This is a genomic window from Cellulomonas sp. SG140, from assembly GCF_025770785.1.
GTDB lineage: Bacteria > Actinomycetota > Actinomycetes > Actinomycetales > Cellulomonadaceae > Cellulomonas.
Genome location: NZ_JANZLA010000003.1, coordinates 160,754 through 179,307 on the forward strand (window position 1 = coordinate 160,754; position 18,554 = coordinate 179,307).

At 74.7% G+C, this 18,554-nt stretch carries 11 protein-coding genes; 2 read left to right on the forward strand and 9 right to left on the reverse strand.

From position 1 onward, the window contains the following. Positions 1-38: 38 nt before the first annotated feature. From N0B34_RS07200 to N0B34_RS07240, 9 genes are all read right to left on the reverse strand, one after another. Positions 39-2,774, reverse strand: a complete 2,736-nt coding sequence (locus tag N0B34_RS07200) for an FtsX-like permease family protein (protein WP_263730656.1) — start codon at positions 2,772-2,774, stop codon at positions 39-41. After that, positions 2,771-6,061, reverse strand: coding sequence for an FtsX-like permease family protein (locus N0B34_RS07205; protein ID WP_263730657.1), 3,291 nt, complete (start codon positions 6,059-6,061; stop codon positions 2,771-2,773). Before N0B34_RS07205 ends, N0B34_RS07200 begins: the two co-directional genes overlap by 4 nt. Further along, positions 6,054-6,737: an ABC transporter ATP-binding protein gene (locus tag N0B34_RS07210; RefSeq protein ID WP_263730658.1), complete on the reverse strand. Its 684-nt coding sequence runs from the start codon at positions 6,735-6,737 to the stop codon at positions 6,054-6,056. The genes N0B34_RS07205 and N0B34_RS07210 overlap by 8 nt, the downstream gene beginning before the upstream one ends. Further along, on the reverse strand, positions 6,734-7,705 hold the full coding sequence (locus tag N0B34_RS07215) for an ABC transporter ATP-binding protein (RefSeq protein WP_263730659.1): 972 nt from the start codon (positions 7,703-7,705) through the stop codon (positions 6,734-6,736). The genes N0B34_RS07210 and N0B34_RS07215 overlap by 4 nt, the downstream gene beginning before the upstream one ends. A gap of 156 nt (positions 7,706-7,861) precedes the next feature. Further along, complete coding sequence (locus N0B34_RS07220; protein ID WP_263730660.1) at positions 7,862-11,128, reverse strand: TIM-barrel domain-containing protein; 3,267 nt, start codon at positions 11,126-11,128, stop codon at positions 7,862-7,864. A 52-nt stretch (positions 11,129-11,180) separates the two neighbouring features. After that, positions 11,181-14,264 carry an MGH1-like glycoside hydrolase domain-containing protein gene (locus tag N0B34_RS07225; protein ID WP_263730661.1) on the reverse strand — a complete coding sequence of 1,028 codons (3,084 nt, stop codon included), beginning with the start codon at positions 14,262-14,264 and terminating at the stop codon, positions 11,181-11,183. Between the two features lie 318 nt (positions 14,265-14,582). Beyond that, the gene (locus N0B34_RS07230) at positions 14,583-15,278 is read right to left on the reverse strand and encodes a nucleotidyltransferase domain-containing protein (protein ID WP_263730662.1); all 696 of its coding nucleotides are present in this window, start codon (positions 15,276-15,278) and stop codon (positions 14,583-14,585) included. A 92-nt stretch (positions 15,279-15,370) separates the two neighbouring features. Continuing rightward, positions 15,371-16,306 (reverse strand): hypothetical protein, encoded by a 936-nt coding sequence (locus tag N0B34_RS07235; RefSeq protein ID WP_263730664.1) that lies wholly within the window; start codon positions 16,304-16,306, stop codon positions 15,371-15,373. A gap of 92 nt (positions 16,307-16,398) precedes the next feature. Further along, positions 16,399-16,785 (reverse strand): hypothetical protein, encoded by a 387-nt coding sequence (locus N0B34_RS07240; protein WP_263730665.1) that lies wholly within the window; start codon positions 16,783-16,785, stop codon positions 16,399-16,401. A 279-nt stretch (positions 16,786-17,064) separates the two neighbouring features. Between N0B34_RS07240 and N0B34_RS07245 the strand changes: the two genes are divergently transcribed. Both N0B34_RS07245 and N0B34_RS07250 read left to right on the forward strand, forming a co-directional pair. Then, complete coding sequence (locus N0B34_RS07245; RefSeq protein WP_263730668.1) at positions 17,065-17,826, forward strand: CHRD domain-containing protein; 762 nt, start codon at positions 17,065-17,067, stop codon at positions 17,824-17,826. Continuing rightward, on the forward strand, positions 17,826-18,530 hold the full coding sequence (locus tag N0B34_RS07250) for a class F sortase (protein ID WP_263730670.1): 705 nt from the start codon (positions 17,826-17,828) through the stop codon (positions 18,528-18,530). The genes N0B34_RS07245 and N0B34_RS07250 overlap by 1 nt, the downstream gene beginning before the upstream one ends. Positions 18,531-18,554 lie beyond the last annotated feature (24 nt).

Consider the following 18,554-nt stretch of genomic DNA (forward strand, 5'->3'; position numbering starts at 1 on the left):
ATGGCAAATGTCCTGCAACTCGGCGACCGCCCAGGCGCTCAGGTGACCCCGATCCGCATCACCTGGCCCAGGGCCCGCCCCCGCCCCACCTGCACCGCAGACGCGGCCCCGGCCACGCCGGCCAGCACCGGCAGCAGCACCAGCACCCAGGCCTGCGCTACGAGCGCGGGGTCCCCGCTCTGCCCGGTGACCAGGCGGAGGTCCAGCGGTCCGAGGCAGAACGCGCCGAGCGCGGTCCCGGTGGCGAGGCCGCAGGCGGTGGCCAGCAGCGTCCACGGGAGTGCCTCCCCGACGGCCACCCGCCGCACCTGTCGGGTGTCCAAGCCCAGCACTCGCAGCACCGCCAGGGTCTGGTCACGGCGGGGGGCGTCGGCTGCCGTCGCCAGGACGACGACGAGCGCCGCGAGGCCGAGGAGCACCGGAACGGCGACCCGCAGGAGCAGCAGCAGGCCGGCCGTCAGCGGCTCGTGCCGCCGCTCGTCGAGCCACGCGCCGCGGCCGGTGACCGCCGCGGCATCCACACCGGACCTCGTGACCGCCGCCTCGGCACCCGGACCGGCTGCCCACAGCACGTCGGCGTCGACCTGGCCGCCGGCGACGGCGGAGAGCGCCGCCCGGTCGACCACCACGAGGCTCGCCCGCGGGCCGGTGCCGGCCAGCGCCGAGCTCAGCGCCGGCGCCGGTCCGACGGCGCGCAGCGGGACCGTCTGACCGTGCCACAGCAGCGACGGGCTCGAACCGCCGTCCCGCAGCGCCGCTGCCGCCAGCACCGGCAGCGGCCGACCGGTGGGGCCGCCGGCAGCCTCGCCGAGGGCCGCCATCCCCTGCGGCTCCGGGAGGGGAGTCGCAGCCAGCAGGCGGTCGTACGTCTGGGAGTCGACCGCGAGGACGTCGACCCACTCGGTGCCGGCGACGCCGAACACCTGCACGTTCTGCTCGAGCCGGCCGAGGGCGACCGCTCGGACGCCCGCGGCCCCGTCGAGCTGCGCCGCCAGCGCGTCGAGCGGGTGGTCCGCATCGGTGTGGACCAGCACGTCGGCGCCGACGGAGTCCCACGAGCCCTCGGCCTCACCGGTCGTGACCGTGGCGCCGACCACCACCCCGAACGCGGTGAGCGCCGTGCACAGCGTGAGCGCCACGAACGGTGCAGCACCACCGGCTGCTGCTCCGCCGGCCGTCGCCAGCATGGGCCCGGCACTGCGGAGCCGCGCGGTGATCGGGACCGCGACACGGTGCAACGCGACGAGCACCCGCACCCCGAGGATCCCGGCCGCCACCGCCCCCAGCGCCGGCCCCAGGACGAGCAGCAGGTCGGCACCGGTCGGGTCGACGGGCAGGCCGCGCCGGCGCAGCGTGACGAGCGCCGCGACGGCGACGAGCAGCAGCGCCGTCCGTCCAGCCGCGGCACGAAGCCGGCGGCTGCGCTCGCGCAGGGCGGGGCCCTCGACCTCGGCACGCCGCGACGGTCGGCCGCCGACCGTCAGTGCACCGAGGACCGGCGCCGCCGCCAGCGCCAGCACGAGGACGGGCAGCACCCGCGGCCACGAGGGTGGCCCGGGCACCAGCAGGCGCCCCGCGACGAGCCCCGTCGAGCCGGCCAGCACGCACAGCACCGCCTGCTCCAGCGTCAGGCCGAGAGCCGTCGAGCCGAGGGACGCGCCGCGGGCCCGCTGCCGGCGAAGGACGGCGGCACGGCGACGTACCAGCAGCCACGAGCCGAGACCCAGCACCCCGACCGACGCGGCCAGCAGCCCCACCAGCAGCACGGATGCCTGGGCGCCGGCTGCCAGCACCCTCGCCTGGACCCGCCGGACCACCTGGTCGAGCTGCGTCCAGACCGTCGGCCGTGGGCCCGCCAGACCCAGGTCCGTCGGAGCCGCCTGCAGCGCCGAGACGGCGCGCGCCACGGCGCCGAGGTCGGCGAAGCGCAGCGCCTCCGGCCGCACCGGGAACTCGATGACGCGGCTCACGGCCTGCGGGTCGAGCGCCAGACGCACGTCGGGCACCGAGGCCGCCGAGAGGAGGGCGCCGAGCGCCACCGTCCGTCCCGCGCCCGCCCCCCGCACGGAGGGCTGCAGGATCCCGCGGATCCGGGCCCACAGCGGGTCGCCTGGGTCCCGCGCCCGGAAGACGCCGCTGACCGTGATCACGACGGGCTGGCCGTCCGGGGCGCTCACGGCGAGGCGGTCACCGGGGTGCGCCCCGGTCAGCTCCGCCACGGGAGCGGAGAGCCCCACCTCCACAGGCCAGGGCTGGCCCGCCGAGAGGTCGCCGCCGGCCGACGGGCCCGGTGCCCGCCCCTCGACCCAGTCGACCCCGGCGAAACCGTCACGCCACAGGTAGGCGAGCCGCAGCACGGCCGGACCCGAGGGTGTCGCCTGGGCCAGCTCGGTGGTGCTGATCTCGGCCGACGGTGCACCGAGGACGTTCGCCAGCGGCCGCGGAAGTGCACCTCGCACGTGCGCCGCGTCCTCGATGAGCTGGTCCGCCGTGCCGGGGTCGGGGACGGCCTCGACGACGTGCTGGTCGAACGGCGCCGACACGGTCATGCCGGCGGACGGCTCGGCGGCCACCGAGACCTGCACGGCGCGGTCCGCCACCCGGCCGAGCTCGCGGGGGGCGGCGTCGGCCAGGGTGACGGTCAGCAGCAGCACGACGGCGAGGACGGCGAGCGGCCAGGCGTCCTGGGCAGCCCGACGTCCCAGCCCGGCGAGGCCGCCTCCGGTCCAGGCGCGCCACACCCGCCTGCCGCGGGACTGCTCGCCGGACGTCACGGCTGCACGTCCATCCGCAGGTGGGTCGCGCTGGCCCGCCGCACCGCGGCCCGGGCTACGGGTACCGCCACGCCGGTGGAGCCGACGACGAGCAGCCCGAGGAGCACCGCGAGGGACGTCCACGGCCACACGACCAGCGCCTCCGGCACCGGACGGCCCCCGCTGCTGGAGACCACGAGCAGGGGGCCCAGCACGCGAGTGACACCGGCCCCGAGCAGGGCTCCTGCGCCCACGGCGACCACGCACACCGCGGCGTGCTGGGCGAGGAAGGTGGCGCGCACGGCCCTCCGGGACATCCCGAGCCCCAGCAGCCGGGCGACCTCGAGGTTCCGCGCGCCGATCATCGAGGCGACGTGCGCGGCCGTCCCCGACAGCGCGAGCACGCACGCGGCCGCCACCAGGGTCCACATCGCCGAGACGAACGCCATCCGCAGCGGTCCGTCACGCAGCTGCGCCGTGAGGTCGTCGCGCGCCGTCGGCTGCCCGAGTCCCGCCGCCCTGACCGCGGCCACCGCCGCCGACGGGTCGGACAGACCGTCGACCCACCAGCGGTCGGTCAGGGGTTCGAGGTCGTGCAGCGCCAGCAGCGCACGGCCGAGGGTCGTCCGGTCCACGAGCACCGCGCGCGCCCCCACGGCGGACGGCACATACGGCACCACCCCGACGACGCGGGCGTCGAGGACGGCCTCGTCGACGGTCAGTGACAGTCGGCCACCCGGCCCCACGCCCAGCTCGTCGGCCAGCGCCGTGCTGACCACCGCCGGTACCTCCCCGACAGGCTCGCCGGCCACCAGCAGCAGGCTTCCCCGGGTGTACAGCAGGCCGGTGAGCGACACGGACCCCGTGGCCGAGAGCACGGCGCCGTCCGCACCGTCCTGCTCGCCGACCTCGACCCCACGGGTGATCTGCCAGTCGTTGGGCGGCGACCCGCCGAACCAGGTCGCCGACGTGCCGGCGGCCGCCGTCGCTCCCCGGAGCACGACGGTGACGGTCAGGCCTGTCGTCTGGTCGAAGCCGGGCGGCGGCGCCGCACCCGGACCGAGTGCCAGGGCGAAGTCGAGGGCGGCCACCTGGACCTGGTCCGCCGCCGGCAGCCCGCCCGCTCCGCCGAGCGGCACCTCCACCGGGTGCGGTCGCCCGTCCAGCGGGACCTGGCCCCCCGCGCGGACCGCCTGGCCGCCCCAGCGGTCCCGCACCACCAGGGACGGCGTGACCAGCACAGGGGTCCCGTCGGCGGTCGACCCGGTGATCTCCAGCACCGCCGGGACGTCGCCGGCCAGCAGCGGTCCAGCGGGCCGTGCGGTCGCGAGCCGAGCGGTGACGTCGTCCCACGTGGTGCCGGGCGGCGGTGGCGCGGCACCGAAGCCGCGCCGGACGTCGGTCGCGACGAGCTGCGGCGCGGCCCCGGTGGCGTCGAGGCCGAGATGGGAGCCCAGGGCGACCGGCCGCTGGACCACGGCCATCGGGAGGCCGCCGGTCGTGGCCGCCAGCGCAGGGCCTTCGTCGCCGGCGGCGACGTCGCCGGGGTCCACCTGCAGCTGCATGCCCACCTGGGCGTCCGCCTGCTCCACCTGCGACCGTTCCCACGTCGTCGCGAAGGTGAGCCCGAACGTGCCACCGGCGGTGGCGAGCACCAGGAGGAAGGCGCCGGCCGTGGAGTGGTGCCGACGAGCCACCTCCCAGCCGGCGAGCGGCAGCACCAGCCGTCGTGAGCGCGAGGCGTGCAGCTCGGCGAGCCGCGCCACCCACGGCAGCACCCGCAGGGCCACGACGGCGCCGCCCACCAGGCACAGCACCGGCGCCGCCACCAGCACGGGGTCGACCACGCTGCCGTTCGCCACGCCGTGCGCGCGCAGCTGCAGGTACCCGACCACCGCGAGACCCACCAGGATCACGTCCACACCGGAGCGCGCCACCAGCCCCACCCGAGAACGCCGGCCGGGGGCTCGCGTCGCGCGCAGCGAACCGACCACCAGCACCCCGCACAGCGCCACCGCTGCGCTCACGGCCGTCACGACCAGCGTCGCCGTGACGCCGGTCGCGGCCGACAGCCCCGCGTCCGCCAGCCGGGGGACCGCCGCGAGTAACCGGTACGCGACGACCGAGAGCGGGACGGCTGCGCCGGCCGCCACCGCCGCCAACCCGAACGCCTCCGCCGTCGCCCGTGCCGCGAGCTGGCTCCCCGCGGCGCCGCGGGCGCGCAGCAGCACCGTCTCTCCGGCCCGGCTGTCGGCCAGGAGCCTGCCCCCCAGACCGAGGGCGGTGGCCCCGAGCGCCGCGGCCAGCAGGGCCGCGACCAGCACCTCGGAATCGGTGACCCCCAGCTGCTGTCGCATCCGCCGCAGCACGTCGGGGTAGTCGTCCGTCAGCGCCAGAGCCTGGGCCCGGGCACCGAGACCCTGCTCGAGGGCCGTCCGCAGCCCGTCGAGACCGCTGCCGGCCGCGGAGATCCCGGTCACCGTCGCGCCGTGCAGGTCGGGTGTCACCACCACGTGGAAGCGGGCGACGGGGGAGTGCCCGACCAGGGTGCCCGGCGCGACCACCAGCGGACCGTAGGTGGGCAGAGTGACACCCCGGGGTGCGTACCCCGCCGCGCCCAGCGGGTCCCGGTCCCACGTCCGGTCCCCGCGCCGCGGCGTGAAGGTCCCGACCACGTGCACCGTCAGCGGGTCGGCCGGAGCCTCGCCCAGGTGCTGCGGCGCCGCGGCCAGCACCACGGTCGAGCCGGGCGCGACGCCGAGCAGCCGTGCGGTCGAGTCGAGCAGCGCGACCTGCAGAGGCGCAGCGCGTTGCGCAGGCCACGTGCCGGCGGTGAGGACGGCGTGCTCCGCCAGGTCGTCGCCCTCGAGGAGGTAGGTCGCACGCAGGTCGCCGTCCGGCATCGGCGCCAGGTACCTCGGGGTGGACGTGGCCCACACCGAGGTGCTGGTCGGGAACGGCCGGAACGCCGCGGCCGTGGTCGCCGACACCTGCGCCACCGCCGACGCCACCACGTCCGGCCGCGTCGCGTCGTCCGCCATCGTCACGGCTGCGGTGACGGCGACGGAGCCGGGAGCGGTGCTGCGGACCGCGGTCTCCAGCGCCTGGTCCTGCGCGGCGGTCAGCAGCAGGGAGCACAGACCCACGAGCGTCGCCCCGGCCACGGCCAACGCCGTGACACAAGTCAGCAGGCCCGCCTGGGCGCGGGCGCGTCGCAGCACCAGGTACGGAGTCCGCACGCGCCGGACCACCGCCAGGTCGGCAGCCGGTTCGGTCACCGCACCGTGCCGGGACGGTCGTTCACGCATCGACGACCCGGCCGTCGACCAGCCGCACGGCCCGGTCGGCCAGGGCGATCATCACCGGGTCGTGCGTGGAGACGATCGCCGTCATCCCTTCCGCCTCGACCACGGCCCGGATCAGCGCCATCACGGAGAGCCCGGTCTCGATGTCCAGCTGCCCGGTCGGCTCGTCCGCGATCAGCAGCCGCGGCGACACGGCCAGCGCCCGGGCGATCGCCACCCGCTGCTGCTGCCCGCCCGACAGCTCGGTGGGCCGCTGCGCGGCGTGGTCCGCGAGACCGACCAGCTGCAGCAGCAGCTGCACGCGCCGCTCCCGGTCGGCGACCGGCAGCCCGCGCAGGCGCAGCGGGACCCCCACGTTCTCCGCCGCCGTCAGCACCGGGATCAGACCGAAGGTCTGGAAGACGAAGGCGACGGTGTCCCGCCGCAACCGCACCAGGCCGGCCTCGTCGAGCGCCGTGACGTCCACACCGCCGACGCTCACCGATCCCGCATCGGGTCTGTCGAGCCCGCCGACCAGGTTGAGCAGCGTCGTCTTGCCCGACCCGGAACGGCCGACCAGCGCCACGAGCTCTCCGGGTGCGACGTCGAACGACACGTCGTCCACCGCGTGCACGGCGTAGCGGCCCGCACCGAACGTCCGACGCACGCCGCGCACGGCGACAGCAGCCCCGGTGGTCACCCCGCCGACCCGTCGCCGTCGGAGCCCGACCCGCGCCGCCCGCCCGAACCGCCTCCGCGCCACATGCTGACGTGGTCCGCCTCGAGCACCAGCCGGACCCGGTGCGTCAGCGCGAGGGCCTCGCGGTACTCGCGAGGCACCTGCACCCGTCCCGCCCGGTCCATCACCGCGTACTCCTGCGCCGCGGCCGGGGCGGCACCGTCGTGCCCGGCCGCCGGCCGCAGCACCTCGGTGCTGGTCCGACCGTCCCGGATGGCAACTGTGCGGGCGACCTGGTCGCTGACGGTCGGGTCGTGCGTGACCACCACCACCGTCGCCCCAGCCTCGCGGTTCGCCGTCCGCAGCGCCCCGAACACCTCCTGGGACGTCGCCGTGTCGAGCTCGCCGGTCGGCTCGTCGGCGAGCAGCACGCGGGGGGAGTTCGCCAGCGCGACCGCAATCGCCACGCGCTGCTGCTCACCGCCGGACATCTGCCGCGGCAGCCGGTCGGCGCAGTGCCGCACCCCGACCATGCCGAGCACCTCGGCGGCCCGGCGCTGGCGCTCCCGACGTCCCACACCGGCGAACGCCATCGGCAGCAGCACGTTCTGCACGCCGGTCAGGTACGGCACCAGGTTGTGCGCGGCCTGCTGCCACACGAACCCGACCATGGTCCGGCGGTACGCCACCCGGTCGCGGCGGGACATCGCCATCAGGTCCCACGGCCCCACCCGGACGCGGCCTGCCGTCGGCTGGTCGATGCCGGAGAGGACGTGCAGCAGCGTCGACTTCCCGGAGCCGGACGCGCCGACCACCGCGACCAGCTCACCCTCGTCCACCAGCAGGTCGAGCCCCTGGAGGGCCTGCACCTCGACCGGCCCGCTCCGGTAGATCCGCACCAGGGTGTCGCACACGATCAAGGCGTCGTGACCGAACGGGGACGCCTGCGGCGCCCGAGCGCTCAGGCCCTCCAAGGTGCTCTCGGACACCGGCCTCCCCCTGGTGCTGCGGGCACCGGCGCCCGAGCGACGCCAGGCTATCCGGCAGGGCGCACCATGCCGATCGACCCGGCGGGTGAGCGCTGCGGAAAGCGCACGACGGGCCCACGGGGGATCGCTCCGCCCGTGGGCCCGTCGGCCGGTGCGCTACTTGTAGCTGACCGCCAGCTTGCTGCTCGTCGCCTGTGCGGGAGCCCGGACCGTCAGGGTCCGCGTGGCCGCGTCCCAGCTCCAGGCGTCGGGGCCGACCGTGTGGCCGTTGATCTTGACCGTCGTGGGCGCCGTGGCGTCGGTGAACCTGACGGTCCACGACCGTCGGGCGACCTGGCCGGGGTAGGAGCCGGCGGCGGGCTCGACCGTGAGCCGGTGGGTGTTCCCGTCCAGCACGTAGTCGATGCGGGTGGTCGCGTGCTGCGACGGGTCCGTGGTGGTGCCGTCGTCCTCGTACAGGGTGAACGAGCCAGGAGCGCCCTCGGCGGCGGTGACCGTGACGGCGTCGAGCGGGTTCTGCACGTCGTTCGTCACGTTCGCGGTGCGGGTGGTGAGGATGCCGCCGGACCGCAGGAAGACGGGCATCGTGTCGAGCCCCGTCGTGATGTCGGCGGACGTGCCGCCCTGGTAGGTCGTGCCGGTGAAGTAGTCCGTCCACGAGGAGCCGGCCGGGAACCAGACCTTGGTGGTCGCGGTGGTGCCGGGAGTGGTGACCGGTGCCACCAGCACGTCGGGCCCGTACAGGTACTCGCTGTCCGAGTTGGCGTAGGCGTCCTGCTGGTCCGGGTACTGCAGGTAGAGCGGCCGGACGACGGGGGCACCCGTGGCGTTCGCCTGCTGCGCCAGCGTGTAGGTGTACGGCAGCAGGTCCTCGCGCAGGTTGAGGAACGTGGTGGCCGACGCCTGGGCGTCCGCGCCGTACTGCCACGGCAGCCGGTCGCTGTGGTTGGAGTGCAGCCGGTCGATCGGCTCGAACGTCCCCAGCTGCACCCAGCGGGCGTACAGGTCGCCCGGCAGCTGGGTGGAGCCCGGCTCGGTGCCGGGCAGCTGGAGGCCGCCCGTGTGGCCGCCGATGTCGTGGCTGATGTTGGTCAGCCCCGTCGCCATCGACTCACCCGGCGTGTACCCGATCTGGAACTTCAGCGAGTCCCACGTGGAGATGGTGTCGCCCGTGAAGTGCAGCGTGGTCCGCTTGTCCGCCCACGGTCCGGTCGGCACGGCCGAGCCGTTGCTGTACCCGCCGGCCTGGAGCGAGCCGTACGCCCGGGAGAACGCGAACCCGCGGCCGATCCGCGACGCGGCGTCGGTGGCGTACTGCTGGTTGATCCACGAGTCGGGGGTCACGCCCTGCAGGCTCGAGTAGGACTGGTCGCAGCACCAGTCGAGCCACCACAGGTCGTTGCCCGCCTTCGAGATCGGCTGGTGCAGGCCGAAGTACGCCGTCAGCTGGGCCGGGTTGCCGAAGTCGAACACGTAGCAGTCCGCGCCGCCGCCGGAGCAGCCGCCGGGCTTGAGCGTCCCGCCGGCGGTGGCCTGCGCCTGGGGGAACTGGGGGTCGGAGCTGAGGACGCTCGGGTGCACGTTGAGGCTCGTGTGCAGCCCCTGGCCGTGCGCCCAGCTGAAGAAGGCGGTCGGGTCGGGGAACTTGGACGGGTCCATCTCCCAGCCGTTCCACCGGTTCGGCGACTTGAAGTCGGTGTCGACCACCAGGACGTCGAGCGGCACGCCGTGGGCCCGGAACGCCGGCAGGATCGTGTTCTCGTAGTCCGCCGCCGTGCGGTCGTAGTACTCCGAGTACCACACGCCGTACGCCCACCTGGGGAGCAGCACCGAGGGACCGGTGAGCCTGCCGAGGTCCGCGAGGCCCCGCGCGTAGTCCGTGCCGTACGCGAAGACGTAGCCGTCCTGGTATGGGCTGCCGGCGTGCGACGGACGCTGGGTGACGGCCTTGGTCGACGGGTCGAGCAGGGCCGAGGCGGTGTCGTCGAGCAGCGACCAGCCGTCCTGGTACATCAGGCCGGGCGCGGTCGGTGCCGACCCGTTCTGGCCGTCCAGGCTGCGCCGGTACCCGCCGAGCGGGGCGTGCGGCGCGAGCAGCGGGCCGTCGGTCGCCGTGACCGCGACCGTGTCGAGGTTCACGTTGCAGCTGGCCGCGTCCGGGCAGCCGAGGGTGACGGTGTCCTGGCCGGCCGCCAGGGTGACGGGGACGGCGACGATGCGCCACGTGTCCCAGCTGCTGGTGGGCTGCAGCGTCACGGAGCCCGGATCCGCGGAGCCGACGGTGACCGACATCCGCCGCGGCTGCACCGGCTGGCTGCCCGCAGCCCAGTTCGAGTAGCGCAGCTGCAGGCTGTACGTCCCCGCCGCCGGCACGCCGGTGACGGTCACGGCGTCCGCCGCACCCGCCTGCTCCAGGCCCGCGACGAAGCCGGCGCCCGAGTACTGGTTGTGGTCGGCGGCGAGCCTGGCGCCGCCCGACAGCGCACCCGTCTCCGCCTGGCAGACGTCGCCGAAGGCGCAGGGGAGCGGTGCCGGGTTCGACGGGGCCGGGTACGCCGCCCCCTGGTCGAGGACGGCCAGGCTGTCGATGTTCACGTGCCCCGTGTCGCCGGCGCCCTCCTGGACCCGCACGGTGTGCAGGCCGGTGCTCAGCGCGACCGGCACGCGGGCCTGAGCCCAGGTGTCCCAGCTGCCGGTCGGTGGCAGCGAGAACTGGGTCGGGGCACCGCCGTCGACCACCACGCTCATGGTCCGCGTGGTGTTCTGGCCGTCGCCGCCCCAGCTGTTCGCGTAGCGCAGCGCCAGGTCGTAGGTGGACGCCTGGGTCGGGTCGACGGTGAAGGTCACGGAGCTGCCGGTGCTGGCGATCTCGGCGACGAAGCCGCGACCGGTGTAGCCGGCGTGGTCGGTGGCGACCGTCACCCCGGCCAGCGACAGGTCCTCCGCCTCGCACAGGACGCCGACCGTGCACGTGGGCGGGACGGCCGAGGCCCACGGAGCGGCGTCGACCTTCTGCCGGCCGGCGTCGAGGGACAGCTGCAGGTTGTCCTTGCCGAACGGCCCGGAGCCGACCTTGTAGCGCAGGGTGGCCGCGGCCGTCCGGATGGTCAGCCAGCCGTCGCTGGTGTCGGTGGTGAAGGGCGTCCGCCCGAAGCCGTCGCGGCCGATCACGTTGAACGTGGCCGAGTCCTCGAACCGGCCGGTGCCCGAGTACTCCGTGCGGATCAGCGTGGGGGAGAGCACCTCGAACCGGGCGTCACCGGAGGTGACCGCCCCGGAGGTGGCGGTGGGCGCGGCCGCCGTCTCGGCCTCGGCCGGGCCGGTCGCCGTGAGGGTGACCGCAGCGACGGCCGCCACGGCGACCGCCGCGGGCAGCAGCCGTCGCCGGCGCCGAGCTCTGCGTGCTGCGAGGGGGGATGTCACCGTTGAGCTCCCTTGTTCGAGGCTTCGTCCAGGACGACTGCGGACAGCGTTGCTAGGTGCGGGAGGCATAGAGGGCCGCGACGTCTGCGGGCGTCAGCGCCCGGTCCCACACGTGCACGGCGTCGACGGCGCCGGGCCAGAAGTCGGTCTTCCCACCTCCGGCGAAGGCCCGGCCGATCGCCAGCGGACCGCTGGAGGGATCGCCCTGCGCCTGGTGGTTGACCGTCGCCTGCGCCTGACCGTCGACGTAGAGGGTGTAGGTGCCGGCGTTCGCGTCGTGCACGCCGACCAGGTGGTACCACCGACCGACCACCGGCGCGGCGTCCGAGAGCGCACGGCCCTCCCCGGTGGAGAACGCGAGCCGCTGGTCCGCGGCCGAGTACTGCAGGAAGAACCCGCTGGTCGTGGTCCCGTCCTGGCTCACCGCGGTGGCGAAGTGGCCGGTCGAGTCCAGCCGCACCCAGGCGGCGGCGCTGAAGTTCCCGACCGTGTCGAGCACCGGACCGCTCGTCTGCCCGTACTGGCTGCTGCCGTCCAGCTGGACCGCGGACCCGGACACCCCGCTCACCCACGCCGGTGCGCCGACGAGCGTCGCGTCGTGCCCGCCGGCGGTGTCGTGGGCGACCACACCGAAGCCCTCGTCGAGCGGCCACGACCCGACCGGGTCGGTCTGACCGGCGGGGAAGGCCGTGCGGACGCTCTGCCGGGCGTGCGTGCTCGACGCGACGTGCGCCGGGCCGAGGTAGTCCGCGGTGGCGACCACGGCGGCGAGGGTTCCGCCCCGGTCGTCGGCCGGAGGCGTGAGCACGACGTGCACCGTCGCGGTCGCGCCGCCCCCGATCGCGGGGACCGGGTCCGGACGGGTCACGGTCCATCCGGCCGGCACCGCCAGGGTGACCGCGACCTGGCGGACGGCCTGCGCGGAGGTGTTGTGCAGCGTGACCGGCACGGTGGTCGGCCCGTCGACCGGCACCGGGGCGCCCGAACCGACGGTGACGCCCAGCGCCGTGCTGGAGGCGCTCCACGCCTGGAGCTCGGTGACACCCACGTAGGCGCCGCTGGGGTCGGTGAACAGCAGGCGGATCCGGCTGGTCGTCAGGGACGGGAACGTGATCCGGTTGAGCCCGTTGCCCACCGGTGCGGCCTGCTCACGCGTCTGACCCGGCACATCGGCCCAGGACGTCCCCGTCCAGTACTGCAGCTGGTACGCCGCGGCCGGCCGGACCCCGCCGCCGTCGTCGTAGCCGTACCAGCGCACGTCGCTGACGGGTGTCGGCACCCCGAAGTCGACCCCGTACCAGTCGTGGGCGTTGGGGGAGGAGTAGTTGGTCCAGCGCGTGTTCTCCGGGACCTCGTTGAACCACACCTTGCCGTCGATCGCGTTCCACGGGTCGTCGAAGCGCCAGGTGTAGGAGGTGATCGGCATCGGGTAGCCCGTGCGCAGCGGGTTGGTCGCGTCGTCGACCAGGCGCGGCGCCGCGTCGGTGGGTCGTGCGCCGAGGGTGACGGCGCCGACCTCGACGCTCAGCGGTGCCAGGGTCGGCGACGTCGTCACCAAGGCCCCGTCGACGTAGACCCGCAGTCCGGCGCCCTGGTGGTAGTGGCTGCCGTCGCGATCCCAGAGCACGGTGACCTGGTGACCGTGGTACGGCACGTTCTCGACGAGGTAGTGGTCCCAGTCGGACGGCACCAGCGGTCGGATGTCGAGGTGGCTGCTGGTGCTGGGACGCAGACCGAGCAGCCCCGACAGCACCAGGTCGTCGTAGGTGGAGTGGTTGTAGTCCTCGCTGTGGTCGTACCCGTCGTAGATCCAGCTCGGCTGGTCCGGGTCGTGGGCCTCGGCCACGTACGGGACGCCGTTGCGCATCTGCGTCGCGGCGTAGGTGTGCAGCGCAGCGGCGTAGTCGGCGCTGGTGACGGTGCTCTGCGCCGGGTAGTCGTCCAGCAGGTTCGCCAGGCCGGTCAGCGTCTGCGAGGTGGCGAACGGCCAGCTCGGTCCGTCCCACCGGCAGCAGCCGCCCGCCTGGTACATGAACAGCGGGCTGCGGCGCTCCGCCGTCGTCGGCCCGAACGCGCTGGCGAACCCGTGGGGGTCGAGCAGCTGCGCCCAGGCGCCGGAGTCGCTCGAGTCCGCCGCGTCGAACTGCCACGGCACGAACCCGATCTCCTCCCGGGTGTCGAGCAGCTGGTGTCCGGGGTTGCCGTCACGCGCCATCGCGTAGTAGAAGCCGCGCGACGGGTCCCAGAGCCACCGCTGCATCGCGGCCTTCAGGTCGCCGGCTCGGGACGCGTACTCGGCGGCGAGGGCGGTGTCACCCGCGAGCTCGGCGATCTTGCTGATCGCGACCGCGTCGCCGTACTGGTACGCGTTGATCGTCGGCCGGTAGCCCGCGCCGCCGTGGTACGGGTCGCTCGAGCGGTACGACGACGCCGAGAACTCCATCGCGTCCCACACCGGGACCGACCAGTACAGCCCCAACGTCGGGTCGAGCTGCTTGTCCCAGCCGCGGTACTGGCGCACCAGCTCGGGCAGCATCGCGACCAGCGGCCGGAAGTCCCCGCTGACCTGCGCCTGCCCGTAGGCGGCGGAGGCCAGCCAGAAGCTGTACTCGTGCGCCCAGTCCGTCGTGTCCGCGTTGACGGCGTCGGTCGCGGGCTTCGGCCCGGCACCCGGACCGGTCAGCCAGAACCGCACGTAGTCCTGGTCGTAGCTCGTGTCGCGCAGCCAGCGGCCCTCGGTGATCTGGTGCCCGGCGGCGGCGTCGATCGCCTGGTAGGGCGCCGCGTACCCGCAGCAGTCGAGGAACTCCGTCGAGATCCACCCGTCGGTCGGGTTCGTGTACCGCAGGTGCTCCTTGAAGGTGCGCCAGCGGTAGTAGTAGACGGACTGGATCGTCGAGTCGGGCAGGTCGACGAAGGGGATGTTCGCCTCGTACCAGGGCTGGTCGTTGAAGCCGGCGAGGTAGGACGCGTCGTCCAGGAAGTGCGTCCCGGCGCCGGAGGCGGCACCCGCGGGAGCGCCGGTCTGCGCGGCGGCCGGCCGGTCACCAGCGGCTTGGGCGCCGGGGGACACGGCGACGGCCGCCACGCCCAGCGCGAGGGCGCACAGCACCGCCTTGGTTCGCAGGAACGCCATGACCGGACCCCCGTCTGCGATGACGACGGCACCGGCTGCGGTGCCTGCGGACGCCAGTCAGTGAACAGCAGCGCATCACTTCGGTCAATACCGATCAGACTCGAAAGACGAGACGGGGACAGAAGTGCCCGGAGTGGGATGACGCGAGGCGCGCCGGGGCGCGAGTGTCGGGGTTGCGCACGCCTGAACGGGGAATCGGTCCGGTATCGGCAGGATCGATCAGTCGACTTCCCCTCGGAACGGACTCCGACGAGCCCGGGACGGCGGGCGGGCTGCAGGTGCCGATCGCGCGCACGTGCACGCGACTCGTCGCCTCGCTCAGCTGCCGCGACGCGCGAAACCCTCGGTCAGCCGGCCGCCGACGCCGTCGAGCACCGTGTCGCACACGCGGACCAGCTCGCTCACGTCTCCGCTCGCCACGGCGGCACGGTGACCGGCGAGCAGCTGGTCGGCGAGCTCGGGATCGTTCTCGCGCAGCCTGCGCAGCAGCCACTTGCCCGTGCCGAGCCAGGCTCCCCGGGAACCGAGCACGAGCTCCGTGGCCATCACCAGCACCTGACCGGCGACGACATCGCGCTCACCGGCGTCGGTGGCGCCCGCGAGGTCGTCGAGCGCATCCGTCAGCGCGAACCGGCGGTACTCCAGCAGGTCCGCGCTCCACACCGGCGGCCCGGCGGCCAGGTGCCTGCGCGCCCGCTCCTGCAGCTGCGCCACCTCGGCCCCCGCCAGCGGCAGGCCGGTGGCGAGCATGTGGGCCAGCGTGCACCCGCCCTGCTCGCGCTCGCGCTCGAACCAGTACGCGACGGACTCGTCCGTGTGGACGAAGAGCTCGACCGGCACACCGTCCACCCGGATCGCCTCCCGCACGCGGTCCTCGGGGCCGGCCAGGACCACGATGTCCAAGTCGCTGGTGGCGGTGGCCCGACCCGCACCGACGCTCCCGGCCAGCACGGCCGCCCGAGCATGCGGGAACCGTTCGGCGACGATCCGGTGAGCGAGGGCGAGCAGGTCCATGCGCCACATCCTGGGGTAGCCACGGCGATCACGGTTGACGTGCTCGCTCGTCGGCGCGGTTGACGCTCGGTTGGGTTGACGACCGGTGCGCCTCACGACGGTCGACCGTGAGCGCCCTCTCGCTCGAGCCGCTCGACCCGGTCCCGGGCGCGCTCAGCCGTCCGTCCGGCTGATCTCGAGGCGGTCGTGGCCTCGCGCAGCGCCCCTCGGGCAGACGTCAGCCGCATGGTCAGCTCGTCGTTCTCGTCCTGCACGGCCTGCAGCTCGTGCCGCAGCACCTCAGCTCGCTCTGCGAGCGCCGCGCGCCGTTCGTCCAGCTCCTCCGCGGCACGACGCGCCGTCGCGGCCTGCTCGGCGGCGCGGCGGTCCACCCGTTCGGCCTCAGCCAGGTCGGCGCGCGCCTTGGAGAGCTCCGCATCGCGCCGTTCCTCACGGTGCCGGCGAGGCTCCTCCTCGTGCTGCTCGGCGTCCCCGGCGCCGATGTCAGGGGCTGCTCGACGCGTGTGGGGCAGCGGTGCTGCGTCCACCACGGCCACGGCCCCATCGAGGTCGACCGGACCGAAGCCCGACGTCTCCAGCGACCTGGTCAGCACACCGGACCTGACTGCGGCCGCGGCCCCGGGGTCCGCCATGGCGGCGTGCACGGTGGCCTGCACCTGGCCGAGCACCGACTCGCTCAGGTGCAGGCCCTGATCCTCGGCCAGGGCCCGCGCCCGCTGACCGATCGCCCTCAGCAGCCGCCTGCGCTCCTGGTCGAGCTCGCGGAGCTGCTCACCCGCCAGGGTCTCCTGCGCCTCGCGCAGCGCGGCCCCCAGCTCGACCAGCTGCTCCACGAGGTCCCGCTCGTGCCGGACGAGCAGGTCGACGGCCCAGGCCGCAACGCTCGGCCTCGGCAGGCGGGCGACCTCTGCCGCCACCGTGCGGTCACCGTCGCGGCGCAGCTCTTTGGCGCGCGCGTCGCGGGCGGCCGTGAACTGCTCCAGGGGCAGGCCGTAGAGCTCGACGGCAACCGCACCGGTGGTCGTCACCCGGCTTGCTCCGCAGCGCTCACCGCGCCAGTGTGCCGAGCCCGTCGGGTCCGCGCGCCCCGGGCACCCGCGGGCGACCAGGCCAGCTCGACCTACGGTCGCGCGGAGTGCGTCGGCCCGGGCTTGGCGTGGGCCTGCTGGGCGATCTGCGGGCCGACGACGCCGCCGTCGCGGGCGTCCGCGGCGACGCTCTGCCCGAAGGCTGCGGCGGAGGGGAGGTCGCTCGGGCCCGGGTGGGCGGTGGCGTGTGGGTTGGCGTGTGGGTTGGCGTGTGCGTTCGGCGCGTGCGTGGCCGACGCAGACGCGCTCACCGACGGCACCGGCAGGGCCGCTGCGCCGGTGAACTGCTGCGCCACCGCGGGCGCCGCCACCGCGGTGCCGACCGCCACCGCGGTGATCCCCACGCCGACCGCGGCCTTGCCGGCCACGCTCAGGCCCGCGACCTTCGTCAGCAACGCGCCCGTCAAGGTGCTGCTCATGGTGCCCTCCGAAGCCGCGGGGCTGCGCCGTCGCAGCGCCTCTCACCGGTGATATCGGTGCCGGGCCCGCGCACGGTCACGCGGCTCAGCGAAGTTCACTCCTGCGGCGCAACGGCCGACCCACGGGGGCCGGTCCCAGTTGCCCGGATCACCGTCGGCCCGACTCGCGCAGAACTTCTTCGCTCCCGGACCAATCCACCGGCCGGAGGGCGCCGAACCACCCCTGTCCGCAGTACCCGAACGTGTGGGCGGAGCGTTCCGCCCTGACAGGGAGTCATCATGCGCACGAGCCTCAAGCTGGCCTCCGCGGCGATCGGGGCGGCCGCCCTGCTGCCCCTCGGCGTCACCTCGGCGATGGCCGCCGACGGGAGCGGCAACGCCAACCTCGCGCCCGTCGCCCTCAACGGCGTCAACGGCAGCGGGACCGCCATGGTCACGGTGAAGGGGGACGTGGTGAGCGTCACGCTCGCCGCGAAGGGTCTGCTCGCGGACCAGCCGCACGCCGCCCACATCCACTTCGGCGCCGACGCCCGGCACGAGTGCCCCGCCGCGGCGGACGACACGAACAAGGACGGGCACCTCACCACCACCGAGGGCGGCCCGGCCTACGGCCCGGTCGTGGTGTCGTTGACCAAGACCGGTGACACGAGCCCGTCGAGCGCCCTCGCGGTGGACCGGTTCGACACGGCACCCGGCGGCAACCTCTCCTACCAGCGCGGCGACATCACCGTGGCACCCGAGGTCGCCAACGCCATCCTGGCCGGTCAGGCGGTCGTCGTCATCCACGGCGTCGACTACAACGGCGACGGCAAGTACGACGGCACCGCGATGTCGGACCTCGACCCGAAGCTGCCGGCCGAGGCGACGGACCCCGCGCTGTGCGGCGTGCTGAAGGCCGCCCCGGTCGGCGCCATGGCGACGGGTGGCGGCGGTGCGGCCGCACGGCCGGAGCAGGGTCTGCTGCTCGCCGGCGGTGCGCTGCTTCTCGCGGGGCTGGGCACCGGCGCGTACGTCGTGCGTCGGGCACGCACGCAGGCGTGATGTCCTCGGTCCCTGCCTTCCACGGCCGCCGCGGCCCGATCGCCGCGGCGGCCGTGGGGCTGACCCTCGCCGGGGTCCTGACCCTGGTCGTGGGCCTGCACGGTCATGCCGGACCTCCGGCGCCGCCGCTGAGCCGGGTGGCTGCCACGTCGGTACCCGTCCCGACCGACGCGGCGACGGACCCCCCGGCACGGCCGTCGCCCTCGACGACCGCCGCGCCCGTCCCCGAGCCCGATCTCGGCCCGATCCTGCCGGCGTCGCTGCCCGTCACGCTGGACATCCCCAGCATCGGCGTGCACACGACGAACCTCGTGCCCCTGAGCGTCGGCGCGGACGGGGTGCTGCCACCACCGACCGACTACGCGACCGCCGGCTACTACACCGGGGGCCCGACGCCGGGCCAGCTGGGCGCGGCCGTCATCGCGGCCCATGTGGACGGCAAGAGCGGGCCGGCGGTGTTCTACCGGCTCGGCGAGCTCACCCCCGGCGCCCTGGTCCACGTCACCCGCCAGGACGGCACCGTCGCCACCTTCACGATCGACCAGGTGGCCCGGTACCCGAAGGCGCAGTTCCCCACGCAGCTCGTCTACGGGAGCGCAACGTCGCGGGCCGAGATCCGGCTCATCACGTGCGGTGGTGCCTACGACCGCACGACGGGGCACTACGTGGACAACGTCATCGCCTTCGGCCACCTGGACCCGTGAGCGAACGAGCCGCCCGGCACCTCG